Source organism: Streptomyces sp. NPDC055140, from assembly GCF_053607285.1.
In genome coordinates, this window is sequence record NZ_JBSGTG010000031.1 from 55,168 (window position 1) to 67,988 (window position 12,821).

General features: G+C 68.2%; 10 protein-coding genes, 1 tRNA gene and 2 pseudogenes. 7 read left to right on the top strand and 6 right to left on the bottom strand.

The window, feature by feature from the left end; genetic code table 11:
* Positions 1-354 precede the first annotated feature (354 nt).
* The gene (locus ACWFR4_RS39205; RefSeq protein ID WP_453656463.1) at positions 355-597 is read right to left on the bottom strand and encodes a hypothetical protein; all 243 of its coding nucleotides are present in this window, start codon (positions 595-597) and stop codon (positions 355-357) included.
* A 426-nt stretch (positions 598-1,023) separates the two neighbouring features.
* Between ACWFR4_RS39205 and ACWFR4_RS39210 the strand changes: the two genes are divergently transcribed.
* Entirely contained in the window at positions 1,024-1,884 is an 861-nt protein-coding gene (locus tag ACWFR4_RS39210) for a tetratricopeptide repeat protein (RefSeq protein ID WP_453656462.1), read from the top strand.
* 688 nt (positions 1,885-2,572) lie between these two features.
* Here ACWFR4_RS39210 and ACWFR4_RS39215 read toward each other — a convergent pair.
* A complete protein-coding gene (locus ACWFR4_RS39215; protein ID WP_453656445.1) occupies positions 2,573-3,016 on the bottom strand; it encodes a hypothetical protein in 444 nt (147 codons plus the stop codon).
* A 44-nt stretch (positions 3,017-3,060) separates the two neighbouring features.
* The gene (locus ACWFR4_RS39220) at positions 3,061-3,723 is read right to left on the bottom strand and encodes a hypothetical protein (protein WP_453656446.1); all 663 of its coding nucleotides are present in this window, start codon (positions 3,721-3,723) and stop codon (positions 3,061-3,063) included.
* 493 nt (positions 3,724-4,216) lie between these two features.
* Here ACWFR4_RS39220 and ACWFR4_RS39225 point away from each other — a divergent pair.
* From ACWFR4_RS39225 to ACWFR4_RS39235, 3 genes and pseudogenes are all read left to right on the top strand, one after another.
* Positions 4,217-4,522, top strand: a pseudogene (locus tag ACWFR4_RS39225) (hypothetical protein); the annotation flags it as partial.
* A 415-nt stretch (positions 4,523-4,937) separates the two neighbouring features.
* A pseudogene (locus tag ACWFR4_RS39230) lies at positions 4,938-5,216 on the top strand (DNA primase); the annotation flags it as partial.
* 41 nt (positions 5,217-5,257) lie between these two features.
* A complete protein-coding gene (locus ACWFR4_RS39235; RefSeq protein WP_453656447.1) occupies positions 5,258-6,259 on the top strand; it encodes a tyrosine-type recombinase/integrase in 1,002 nt (333 codons plus the stop codon).
* A gap of 163 nt (positions 6,260-6,422) precedes the next feature.
* On the opposite strand, the gene ACWFR4_RS39240 is transcribed toward ACWFR4_RS39235, so the two are convergent.
* Positions 6,423-6,504 (bottom strand) — tRNA-Tyr (locus tag ACWFR4_RS39240).
* 216 nt (positions 6,505-6,720) lie between these two features.
* Here ACWFR4_RS39240 and ACWFR4_RS39245 point away from each other — a divergent pair.
* The 3 genes from ACWFR4_RS39245 to ACWFR4_RS39255 all read left to right on the top strand — a co-directional run bounded on the left by ACWFR4_RS39245 (position 6,721) and on the right by ACWFR4_RS39255 (position 9,822).
* The gene (locus ACWFR4_RS39245) at positions 6,721-7,209 is read left to right on the top strand and encodes a YajQ family cyclic di-GMP-binding protein (RefSeq protein WP_116511131.1); all 489 of its coding nucleotides are present in this window, start codon (positions 6,721-6,723) and stop codon (positions 7,207-7,209) included.
* 127 nt (positions 7,210-7,336) lie between these two features.
* Positions 7,337-7,762: a hypothetical protein gene (locus ACWFR4_RS39250; RefSeq protein WP_375993894.1), complete on the top strand. Its 426-nt coding sequence runs from the start codon at positions 7,337-7,339 to the stop codon at positions 7,760-7,762.
* A complete protein-coding gene (locus ACWFR4_RS39255) occupies positions 7,759-9,822 on the top strand; it encodes a CHAT domain-containing protein (RefSeq protein WP_453656448.1) in 2,064 nt (687 codons plus the stop codon). Before ACWFR4_RS39250 ends, ACWFR4_RS39255 begins: the two co-directional genes overlap by 4 nt.
* Here the strand turns inward: ACWFR4_RS39255 and ACWFR4_RS39260 are convergent.
* A complete protein-coding gene (locus ACWFR4_RS39260) occupies positions 9,710-10,192 on the bottom strand; it encodes a tetratricopeptide repeat protein (protein WP_453656449.1) in 483 nt (160 codons plus the stop codon). The two genes, ACWFR4_RS39255 and ACWFR4_RS39260, sit on opposite strands and share 113 nt — an antisense overlap.
* Complete coding sequence (locus ACWFR4_RS39265; RefSeq protein ID WP_453656450.1) at positions 10,189-12,816, bottom strand: Hsp70 family protein; 2,628 nt, start codon at positions 12,814-12,816, stop codon at positions 10,189-10,191. The genes ACWFR4_RS39260 and ACWFR4_RS39265 overlap by 4 nt, the downstream gene beginning before the upstream one ends.
* Positions 12,817-12,821 lie beyond the last annotated feature (5 nt).

The window sequence follows — 12,821 nt, forward strand, 5'->3', positions numbered from 1 at the left end:
GGCAAAACCGCCGTTGCCTACGCACTCTTCCAGCACGCCACCAACCAGGAGGGCCGAATCGGGCTGTGGGTCAACGCTTCCGACCCCGCCTCCCTGCGCGCCGGCATGCTCGCCGTCGCAGCCGACCGCGGAGCCACCGACGGTGAACTGGTGGGAGCACGCAGCGGACTACGTCCCGCCGCTGATCTCGTTTGGCACTACCTCGACCGCTCCGACCAACCCTGGCTCCTGGTCCTCGACAACGCCGATAACCCCGCCATCCTTCGTGACGGCGGCTGGCTGCGTAGCAGCCCCACTGGCACCGTGGTCGTCACGACCCGGCAAGCAGCGGCTCACTGGTGGCCCGGGGCGGAGCTACTCCAATTCGGTGTGCTCCCACGTGAGGAGGCCGCCCTTGTACTCCGCGACCTCGCTCCGCATGCCGGATCGATCGAAGACGCCGCGGAGGTCGCTGACCGCCTCGGACGACTGCCTCTGGCGCTCACCCTCGCCGGCGGATTCCTCGCCCACCAGGTGATCGACCCATGGAGTCTGGCCGACTACGGCCGCCGACTCGACGGCAGCGCAGGTCTCGACCCCATCGAGCTCATCGAACAAGGCGCCACAGCTATCGGCGACGATTCTCGACACCTGCCCAGCCGCACCTGGCAGCTCTCCCTAGATGCCCTCGCCGCACAGGGCCGACCCGAAGCAGGTCATCTTCTGCGCCTACTCGCCTGCTGGTCCAATGACCCATTGCCGCTGTCAGTCCTGCTCGGGGCGGAACTCGGCCCGGCACTTCCGGCGTCTCACGTCGAATCGGCCCTGCGCGGGCTCATTGATCACTCCCTCACCGAGCTGGCGCCTGGGGAGACGCGCTGCCTGAGCACCCACGGCGTACTCCTCGACAGCGTGGCCCGAGCCACACCCGCTGACGAGCACGAGCAGCTCTCCGCCGCTGCGGCCCGCCTATGTCTCGCTCTATTGCCAGAGGTTCCTGACCGAGGGGCGCAGGACCCTCGGGTGAACCTGCTTGCACCACATGTGATCGCGCTATTGCGGAGAACAGCAAGTTGGGCGATCAGCCAATCGACAGTTGAAGCCGCAGCAGAGTGCGCTCTTCGGCTTGTTACTGCGGTTCATAGAGCTGGCGACTATACCTCGGCACTCAGCTTTAGCAGCGACGCCGTGGAGCTGCTAAAACCCCGTCTGGGCGAAGACAACATTTGGCTTATCAGACTGCGCCAACGTATAGGCCGGGACCTTTGTCGACTTGGGCGGTTTGAGGAATCAGAAGCCCTGTTACGGCAAATCCTGGAGGACTGCGAACGAGCGCTAGGCCCAGAAGCACCGGACACTCTAGCGGCTTGCAGAAGGCTAGCCAGTCCACTCGTCAACCTTGGCCAAAGACCGGATGCCACCTCACTCTTTCGGCGAGCAGCCGATGGATACGTTCGAGCACTCGGCCCCGTGCACCCCCTCACACTTCTCGCACGGTCGGGCGTCCTAGAAGTATCCCCGAAGTCGATAGACGTAGACGCAGGGTCGGACTTGGTGATGGAATGCCGTCGCGAACTCGGAGACGATCACACCATTACGCTCATCACGGAACTCAACTGTGCCTTTTCACTTAAGTGCGCGGGGCGACCGGAGGAAGCCTTACCGTACATTCGCTCCGCCTTTGCAAAGTTTGCGCGGCGCTTTGGCCCTGATTACCCCCTCGCATTTAATGCGAGGTCAACACTGGGCGCGATTCTGCATGTGCTCGGTCAAAACACTGAAGCAATCGAGCATCTAGAAGAAGTTGCAGAAGGCCGGACCAGGGTACTCGGACCGAACCATCCATGGACCATCTACGCCAAGGAACTCCTGAAGCAATATCGAGACTCACAGAGAGAATCTTGACATTGCATCGGCCTACCCAGTTTCTCAGCAAGGTGGGTGGTTCGGACCAACGGCCAGCGGCACGGAGGCAGGCAGTAATGCACGAAGTGACTGCCTCCGAACCCATGCGCCGGCAGACTTACTGCGGGCCGTCTCTCTACCTGCTGACCAGGCGTTCCCTGTGCGCGTGCGTCGCTTGGGGGACGCCTGGGGGGATCCAGGCTACCGGCGAGGAAAGCCAGCAGATTTACAGTCCCCACAGGCGAGTAGGTCTGAACTGCCTCTTTCCTGAGGGACTAGCGCATCGCCCCACGCTGGCCCCACTAGGTATGCGCGCTTAGAAGATGAGCATCTCCCGGGCATGCGCCTCCTAGTGGGTCAACCGATGGCGACGTCACGGTGACCTCGGATCCGGGGCAGGGGGTGTTCTCGGCATCAGGGGCAGCGGCACCCCGCCCTCCGACGCCTGAGGGGCGACGCCGGAGGTGACGCAACGTGCTGTACGTCGTCACGAGCACGCCGACTGAAGGCAGAGCGGCTTCCTCCAGGCCCGCCTGGCGGCGGGTCTTCAGGCTATGAGTGCCACACGGCACGCCACGCTCACCGACACCCGAGCACGCTGCTCACCGTCCGACCCCTGAGAGGGGGCCGGACGGTGATCGCGTCAGAATCTCGTCACTTGCTCCGGTGGGGCAGGCTGCAGGCTGCCCTACCCCGCGCCTTCCGGCGCCTCGCCGCGGCCAATCGTCATTGACCAGCGCACCGTTGACGGTGCTTGGACCGAGACCGTTCCCTTCTTCTCCACTCCGGTGACGCCAACCTGGTTGTAGGTGGTGGTGACTTCACCATCGACGCACTTCAGCGGGAAGCCGACCTTCACCGGATTCAGGGAGACCTTGATCTCCCCCTTGCCTTGGCATCGCACGGCAACGATGAGGTCTTTCCCCTTCTGGCCCCTTCGGTACTCGATGGTCCGCCCTCCACGAGTCCCGCTTTGCCGGCCGGCGACAGTCTCGGTCCCGTCCAACTCGGGCGGGATCTTCACCGACTCCCGTGTGGGCGTGGCGGGTTCGGACTTGCTGGGGGCAGCCGGTTTGGAGGCTTTACCGGAATCTGGGTGGTCGGGCGAGCAGGCAACTACAAGCGGCAGCATGACCGCAGGCAGAAGAGCCAGCCTCGCGAGGAGTCGCCGGGACATTAATGGGTCTCCCAGATGTACCAACCGATTCGGGTGGGCGTGTACAGCGTCGCCGGGCGCTTAACGCCCTTGGTGCAGTTGGCATAGACCCACTGGCTGTAGCCATCGGTCTTCAGCCGATAGACCCCGTACTTGGCATTGGTGGTGTACTTGGAGGGAGTGTCAACCGTGATCTTGTTGCCCATCTTCCCGGTGAGTTTCACGGAGAGCTGGACGCTGTACTCCTGTTCAATCTCGGCTACCGCGACGCCGGCCTTCGCCTTCAGCGTGCCGCTGACGGCGATGCCTACCTCACCCGTCACTTCGGAGGTGAACTCCGACTTGGCCGTACGCGAGGTGCCGTTGTAGTTGGACTGAGTGGGGCCCACGCCCTTGTGGTACTTCTTGTGCTTCGCCGTGGACTCCCACAGATAGTGCGGCTCGCACGCCTCCCTCGGAGGAACCTGCGGGTCCTTCGGAGGGGCCTCCGTCGGCGGCGTCTCGACCTCACCGACACCCCCTTCAACGAGGTCGCCCTCCTCGGGGGCCGCGGGAGGCGCCGTCTCCACTGCCTCGGTCGGGGCAGGAGTCGGGTCCTCCGCGAAGGCCGGGTTGGTCGTGCCCAGCACCGCTATCACCAGAGTCGGTCCAACCAGCAGTGACGCTGCTCGTGAAATGCGCATGCCGATCCCCCTTTAGTCGTGCGTGACGGGAGGCTGTGTGCGGCAACCCCCCGATCGCAGGCCCTGATCTTGCAGTGGAACGCACCAAGAGAACAAGATCCTCATGAAGATCCTGAGGAGAACGTGAGCTTCCGGTTATCGACATGCGGGCTTCGCGCGACGCCAATATCTCTATTTATTCATGGGCACTTGGGACACTCGTGGTGCCGACTCAAGGAAGTTCAATCCTGCACTTATCCCCTCGCGCACAACCTTCCGTGCGGACCCAGGGGGTCGATAGTTCGACGGGAAACTTCTCTCGATAGCTGGAAACGACTAGGGCCTTGATTTCTCGACCGCGGAAGCGCCGGAGCGGAGTCATGGAGTCCGTCGACATGGGGCACGGACGCTTCAGACCGTCATGCGGGGGGGCGTTTCGGCGTGCACAGAAAATCGGGCAGGACGATGCTCGCCACGGAAGGCACGTTCGCCGGCTGCACGGGCATGAGCGGTCGGCCGGGTCGTCACCGGCTACGCCATCGAGCCCGCCAAGCCCGAACCGGTCGCGGCCAAGCCGCTCGTCTCCCGCACGGCCGTGAACATCGCCCTCGGAGGGATTGGGTTCGGCGCCGTCTGCGGCGGACTGGTCCTGCTCACCACATTCATCGCCGCCCTCGCCGCACTGATCCAGCAACTCATCATCCTGGCCGCCGTCATCTTCGGCGGATTCATCGCCGCGCAGGTCCTCGGCAGTTCGCGCGGCGGCACCACGGTCAACATCCGCAAAGCCGTAATCAAGCGCAACCACTTCCACAGATGAGCTACGGAACCAACGGCGGTGGCGGTGTCGGAGGCGGCGGCACCTTCGCCGAGACCGCGGGCCCCGCACCGGCCTCGCGCCTGCCTTGGCCTCGCCTGTTGGACCACAGGATGTACGGGGGCACGATCACTGCCCCAGCGATGGCCGAGCCCAAAGCAAAGTGCCAAGGCGTGCCCAGCAGGTGGGACACCACCGCGACCAGCCCGTACCACAGGGCCCCGATACAGATCCCCGCCAAATAGCGCAGCCACGGGCGGCTTTTCCAGCCGTGGTCTGTCCCACCTGTGCGCGGTTGTCTTCCGGTCATGTCCAGCGACTCCCCCGAAGCATCGAAAAGGGGGCGGCCCCATCTCGCCAAAGACCCGGGCCGCCCCTGCCAACCAGCCCGCTACAGACCTGTTGGAGGTCTCCCAGCATGACGCAACCCCCCGACATCCGGCGAGAGCAATCGCATACCGCTCTGTCCCTGGCAGCCTCCAGCGTGCCCATGCTGCCGTTACGAGCCGGGAAGGTGCCGTTCGGCAACTGCGCAGCTTGCGCACAGAATGCGTGCGGTGGCCGGCCGAACATGAAAACCCCAGGCCCCTGCACCTGCCCGAACCCGTGCCACGGCTGGGCCGCCGCCACCACCGACCCCGATGTCATCAACTCGCCGACATGGGCCCGCTCGACCCGCCGCACGCTCGCAGAAGCGATGGCCACTGTTACCCGTGTGCTCGTGAAGGACACCAAGGCATGGCCGATGCCAGGACAGTGCGCGCAGCCTTGTACGGCTGGGCGTTCAACATGAACCGCCGCGACGAGGAACCCCCAGCCGACGTGGCCAAGGTGCTCAACTGGTTCGAGCGGAAGTCACTCCCCACATCGGCACTGTCCGACCGGATGCGCGTCCGGACAGCACTCGATGCGCTCACCAAGAAGCTGGACGGTACGACGGCCGCTGCGAGCACCATCCGCCGGAAGCGGGCCATCTTCCACAACGCCCTTGGCTACGCGGTCGACGCCGATCGCCTCCCCGCCAATCCGCTACCCCAGGTCCAGTGGAAGGCACCCGAGCAGGTCGCGGACGAGGTGGATCCCGCCTGTGTGCCGGGACCGCGCCAAACGGCGACACTGCTCAGTTCCGTGCACGCACAGGGCCCCCGAGGGCGCCGCATGGTCGCCTTCTTCGGATGTATGTACTTCGCGGCGGCACGGCCGGCGGAGGTGATCGGGCTCCGCTTGGCAGACTGCGACCTCCCACGGCGTGGATGGGGCACGCTGCGGCTGCGCGAGACGCGCCCCCGCTCTGGGTCCGCGTGGACCGACACGGGCGAGTCTCACGACAGGCGGGGACTGAAGCACCGGCCGCGCAAGGCGGTCCGAGTGGTCCCCATCCCCCCGGACCTGGTTGCGCTGCTCAGGTGGCACGTAACGGCGTACGGGGTGTCACCCGACGGCCGTCTGTTCCGCACCCTGCAAGGCGGCATCATCCAAGACACCGGCTACGGCGAGGTGTGGGCCGAAGCTCGCCGACGGGCGCTCACTCCAGCGCAGTACGCATCTACGCTGGCCAAGCGGCCATACGACCTTCGTCATGCCGCCGTCTCGACATGGCTGAGTTCCGGAGTCGAGCCACAGGCGGTCGCGCAGAGAGCGGGACACAGCGTGGCTGTCCTGTTCCGCGTCTACGCGAAGTGCCTAGACGGTGCGGCGGCCACAGCCAATGCTCGGATCGAGGCCGCGTTGAAGGGCTAGTGGCCCGTGGGGCGCCCCACGGCTGCCCCACACACGCTGGTCAGCACGCGAATCAGGGTGAGACACAGTGGGGCAATACGCCTAAAGCGGATCTACCGCCCGGGGAAACGACGAGAGGGCCCGTTCCCAGCGTATTCGCTGGTCACGGACCCTCTCGGTCGTGTGGCGGCGCCAGGATTCGAACCTGGGAAGGCTGAGCCGGCAGATTTACAGTCTGCTCCCTTTGGCCGCTCGGGCACACCGCCATGGGTTTGCTGCTTGGGATCTCCGCTGTGGGGCGGTGCTCCGTGGCAACGACGTAAACGATACCTGATGGACGGGGGTGCTTCGCCACCCGATTGATCGGGACCCGAGGGCGGGGTGGTGGCTAGGCTTTGCGGATGCGGCCCGGGGACCGAGGGCCGTGGATGACGCATTCAGACGCAAGCCGTTTCACAACCCGATACAAGGAGCCACAGGACATGGCCGACTCCAGTTTCGACATCGTCTCGAAGGTCGAGCGGCAGGAGGTCGACAACGCCCTCAACCAGGCCGCCAAGGAGATCTCGCAGCGCTACGACTTCAAGAACGTCGGCGCCTCGATCTCGTGGTCCGGCGAGAAGATCCTGATGGAGGCGAACTCCGAGGACCGCGTCAACGCGATCCTCGACGTCTTCCAGACCAAGCTGGTCAAGCGCGGGATCTCGCTGAAGGCGCTGGACGCGGGAGAGCCGCAGCTCTCCGGCAAGGAGTACAAGATCTTCGCCTCCATCGAGGAGGGCATCTCGCAGGACAACGCCAAGAAGGTCGCCAAGATCATCCGCGACGAGGGCCCCAAGGGCGTCAAGGCGCAGGTCCAGGGCGAGGAGCTGCGGGTCAGCTCGAAGAGCCGCGACGACCTCCAGGCCGTGCAGGCGCTGCTGAAGGGCCAGGACTTCGACTTCGCGCTGCAGTTCGTGAACTACCGGTAGGGACAGCGGGTGAGCACAACTGTCGCTGAAGCAGGGGCAATTGCCCTGACGTGATGGTCTGCCGCCGCTCCCGGTGCGAGGCTGGTGGGACTAGATTCCCGCTGCCCACAGGGCACTGGAGGTTGTTGTGGCGGCAGAACCCACGGTCGGCGCAGGTTCCACCCTCGAACTGGCGTTGCACGGGCCGGATCCGGGGCCCGAACTGGCCACCCTCCACGAGGCGCTGACGGCCGCGGGGGCCGCCAGTGTCGACCAGGTACGACTCACCGCACCCTCCTCCGACCAGCGGGTCGCCGAGCTGGTCCAGGTCTGCACGCTGCTCGTGGGCGGTGCGGTGGACGTGGTGTCGATCGTCGAGGCCGTACGCGGCTGGCTCGCCGGGCGCCGGGAGGCGGCGGCGCGGCAGCCCGCCCCGGCCGGCGCGGACGACGTGGTCCCGTCCGTCGTCATCACCATCGGTGACCAGCGTCTCGAGATCACGTATCCGTCGGACCGCGCGCAGAGCGATGCCATCGCGCGCTTTCTGGACCTGCACCGGCAGGACGGGCGATGACCACCCTCGACGTACGCACCTCGGCGCACGGCCCGGGGCGCACGCAGTACGCGTACGGGCTGAAATCCGGTGGCGCGTCCGTGGTGGGGCCGCTGGAGCAGGAACACGCCGTCGATGTCAGCCAGGACCTGGTCAAGGATCTGTGCAAGGACATCGACGAGGCGCTCAAGGACGCCCGTGACGACGATCCGACGCTGGGCAGAGTGCTCCGACAGAAGGGGAGACTCCTCTTCAACTCACTCTTTCCGCGCGCCGGTTCGGGCGAGATGGTGCGCCAGCTGAAGGAGTCGACAGGATCGCTCCTGGTCAGCACGAACGAGTCCCTGGTGCCGTGGGAACTGCTGCACGACGGGGAGAGCTTCCTCGGCCTCGTGCACGAGCTCGGCCGGCGGTCCGTCGTCAGCAGACCGGTGGTGGGCGGGCGCGAGTGCACACAGGTGCGGCGGGCGCTGATCGTCGGGGACACCCTGGGGGATCTGCCGTCGGCCCGCGAGGAGACCGAACGGATCAGCGCCTGGCTGGAGGGGCACGGCGTCGCGTGCACCGTTCTCATCGGGCGGGACGCGACCCTGGTCCGGGTGATCCAGGAGCTGGCCGAGGACGAGGAGCCGTACGACCTCTTCCACTACTCGGGGCATGTGTCCGGGGTCTCCGGGGCCGCCGGGCTCATGGTGCACAACCGGAAGCTGATCGACATGGACGCCCTCCAGCCCCTGGCCGGGCTCGGGGCGCCGCCCGTCGTCTTCATCAACGGCTGCGCGTCCGCCGACCCCGCGCTCGAACCGGCCTCGCGCGCGCTCGCCGAGGCCTCGCTCACCATGAGCGCCTGCATGTCCTTCATGGTCATGGGGGCCAAGACCGTCGTCGGTACTCGGACGCCGGTCGGGGACGCGAGCGCGCTGCGCTTCGCCGAGGCCTTCTACGGCCAGCTCCAGGAGCAGATCACGGCCGGGGCCGCGATGCGGCAGGCGCGGGCCGATCTGGAGCAGCGGGCGGACTGGGCCTGGGCGTCGTTCGTGCTCTACGGCGATCCCGAGGTGCGGATCTCCACCGCGGCCGAGCCCGCCCCACGGCCGCCCGCCGCGCCCGAGCGGCCCGAGTTCACCCCCGAGGCCTCCGAACTCCTGCGCAAGACACGGGAGTTCGCCGCCGTACGCGGCCTGGTCACCTCCGTCGATCTGCTGATGGCCCTGCTCGAGGACGAGGAAGTACGGGAACGGGCCGCCGCGCGGATCGGGGCCCAGCGCATGGATCTGCTGGCCAAGGTGCTGCGTGAGATCCAGGGGCAGACGCCGCGCGGGAGCGGTACCCAGGCCGGGTCGAGCAGCGCGTCGCTCACCGCGGTGAACGGGCACCGGCCGCGGATCGGGCTGTCGGGCACCGTGACCCGGGTTCTCGACGGGGCCGAGGCGCGGGCCCAGGAGGCCGGGCGGGACATCGGCGTCGACGACATCTCGCTGGCGTTCCTCGCGACGGGCGGCGGGAGCTGCGCCGAGCTGTTGCAGCTCATCGGGGTCGCACCCGAGCGGCTGCTGCTGCCGCACTCGGACGCGCCGGCGCAGGGCGACGACGAGCGCGTGGACATCGGGTCGCTCGACCCGCGTGCGGCCGCCGCCGTTCAGTGCGCGCGGCTGCTCGCCTCGGTGCAGCGCAAGAAGATCAGCACGTACATGATGCTGCGCGCGTTCGGGGTCGTCGGGAGCGAGGCGCTGCGCGGGGCGCTCGCCGCGCAGGGCGAGGACGGCGCGGCCGCGTTCCGGAAGCTGGCCGGGCTCGGGAATCCCAAGCCGAGGGAGTTCTCCTCGCGGACGTTGTCCAAGGTGCAGGAGGCCTGCCGGGACGCGCAGGAGCCCGTCGACGAGCAGACGCTGCTGATAGCGATGCTCACCGACGAGGACTCCACGGCACGGACGATGCTGCGGCGCCTGGGGGTGGCGCCGGAGCTGGTCATTCAGTCGTTGCAGGCTCCTTCTCCGGAGGCTTCGGAGGCTTCGGAGGCTTCGGAGGCTTCGGATTCTGCGAGGGCGTCGAAGTCCCCGCGGACTCCGGACTCTCCGTAGCCCGGGAGTCCAGGTGGGCCAGGCCCTTCAGCGCCGTCGCGTCGTTCGGGCGGCGGGTGAGTACCTGGTGCCAGTGGTCGCGGGCCTCCTCCGGGTCGTCCAGGAGGAGGCAGGCCAGCGCGAGGGCGCTGCGGGCCTCGGCGTCGCCGGGGCACCAGTGGACGACGGCGGCGAAGTGGTCGCGCGCGGTGGACGTGCGGCCGGATCTGGCCGCCTCGAGACCCGCGTTGAAGAGCTTCGCCGGGTGGGCCCTCAGGCGCGCCCACGCGCGCAGTGGGGTGGCGCAGGACCGGCAGGTCTCCGCCGTCGCGCTGTTGACGGCCCGGCAGCGCGGCAGGGGGCAGGCCAGCCGGCCCGGGTCCGACGTCACCAGTTCCCCCCTGCGGACCGGTTCCCGGGGTTGTCGACCGGGATACCGACCGCCTCGGCCCGTTCGGTGAGCAGGATCTGGCCGAGCTGGCGCAGCCGTGCGACCAGCTTGCCCGCCTCCTGGCCCACCTGCTCCGGGTTCGTGGCGAGGAGGGGCACGAGCTGCTCCAGCCTGCTCCTGACCTCGGTCAGGTCGCGTTCCTCCGAGGTCCTGCCGGTGGCCACGGCGACCCGGCTCAGTTCCTCCGCCCGCTGGAACCCGAAGCGCAGCAGGCCCTCGGCGCGCTCCTGCGGGGAGAGCTCCCCGCCCGGGGAGGAGCGCAGCAGCCCCCTCAGATAGGTGAAGTGGCCCTGCAGCTGGGCGATCGCCTCGCCGTACCTGCGCTGGTCACCGGCGGCGTGGGCGCGTTCGCCCTCGGCGCGCTGGGCCTCGATCGCGCGGATCACCTCAGGGCCGTCGAACGGCTTGTCGCCCGCCGGACCCGACTCGGAGAGATGGGCGTGCAGCCGCAGGCAGTCGTCGACCAGGGCGTCGAACTCCCGCTTGGGCGGCTGGAGTTCCTGGTCGGCCTCGCCCAGGACGGCCACGATCTCCTCCAGCTCGCGGAACTCGTGCACCGCCGCCGCTACGTCGCCCCGGTCGCGGGCCTCCTCGAAGGCGCGGCGGGCCTTGGTCCACTTGGCGCGGACCACGGTCTGCGGGCCCGTCGCGAGATAGCCGACGTTCTCCTCGAAGCGGTGGTAGAGCTCCTCGACCACGGACGCGTCGGGCATCGGCGGGTCCACCGGCACTTCGAGCAGGGCGTCGAAGGTGGTGTCCTCGCCGATCGAGCCGCGGACGGTGATGGACGCGTCCTCCTGCATGGCCACGTTCATCCGGATCGCCGTCCCCCGCGGCGTCGACGAGGGGACCACGACCTTGATCACCTGGATCGGTACGGCCTGCTGGAACAGCCGCAGCTCGACCTGCTCCCGGCCGGGGTGCCCGAAGTCGAAGTCGGCCTCGAAGGGCAGCTGCTGCATGGCCGGGATCAGTTCGCGGCGGCCGGTGCGCCCGTCGCCCAGGTCCACCTCCAGGAGGACCGACTTGGCCGTGATGGCCGCTCCCCCGCCGCCGCCGCCGGGCCGCGCGCTGTGGGCGAGCGCGCGGCCGGCCGTGGCGACCACGTCGCCCTCGGCGTCGTACACCTCGAAGGTGAGCAGGCTCTCCGCGTCCGGCTGCACCGGGACCTGGGTGAAGGCGAAGGCGCCCTCCTCGGTGAGGTCCGCCTCGTCCTCGAAGCCGGTGGTGGTGAGGTGGACACGGCCGCCGGAGAGGTCGAGGCCTTCGGCGAGCGCCTGGACGGTACCGCCGACGTGGGTGGCCTCGGAGCCCGTGGCGGCGAAGCCGTGGAAGGAGACGCGTACGGTGCGGGCCTCGTCGTAGACGGCGAGGCCGCCGACGGCCGCCGCGCGCACCGCGGCGCCCAGCGCGACGGCCGTGTCGGCGTGCTCGACGACCGGCGCCTCGCAGGCCGCGCGGGCCTGGCGGGCGGAGCCGGGCGCGGGGTTCGCGCAGAGTTCCTGCGTCACCATCTCCCTGACCAGCGGCATATGGGTCGAGCCGCCCGCCAGGATGATGTGGTCGACGTCGGCGAGCGTGATGCCGGCCCGCTCCTCGGCGCGCCGCAGGGCCTCGTCGCAGTAGGCGAAGGTCCGCTCGATCAACGGGCGGGCGATGTCGTCCAGTTCGGGCCGCTCCAGGAGCGCGTCGATGACCACCGGCCGCTTCTCCTGGTCGGTGAGGCGCCCGGTGTCGCGGAGCATGTAGTCGGGCTGGTCCGTGAGCGCCTTCTTCGCGCCCTCCGCGAGGATCTTCAGCTGGCTGAAGCGGAGCCGGTCCTCGGGGTCGTTCTCGGGGTCGAGGTCGAGGGCGTAGCCGTCCGCCTGGAGCATCTTCTGGAGGTGCCGGGCGAAGGCCTCGTCGATGTCGTCGCCGCCCAGGCGGTTGTTGCCGCTGATGCCGAGGACCTCGAAGGTGCCCTCCGTGCAGCGCAGAACGCTGACGTCGAAGGTGCCGCCGCCGAGGTCGTACACGAGGAAGGTGCCGTTACGGGTGGTGGTGCGCCAGCAGTAGTGGCTGGCGGCGGCGGTCGGCTCGTGGAGCAGGCCGAGGACTTCGAGCCCGGCCTGCTCGGCGGCCTTGCGGGTGGCGTCGATCTGCGGCTGGTCGAAGTAGGCCGGCACGGTCACCACGGCCCGGTCGACGATCCAGCGCACGTCCGGGCTGTCGAACGCCGCCACGTCCGTCTCGATCCGGCGCTTCATCTCGGCCAGGATCGCGGCCGAGACCTGCGCCGGGGTGTACTCCTCGCCGGCCAGGTCGACGGTCGTACGGCTGCCCATCAGGCGTTTCACCGACGTGACCGGCTCCGGGGTGCTGCCCTTGCGGGCGAACGCCTTACGGCCCACGACCAGTTCACCGCCGGCCGGGCTGCGCCAGACGCAGCTGGGCGTCGTGTACGACTTCGAGACCGGATCGCGGTGGATCACTATGTCGCTGTCGGAGGGGTTCATCACGGCTACGGCGCTGTTGGTCGTGCCGAGGTCGATGCCTACGGCCTTGCTGACGATCTGCTGGCTCATGTGGG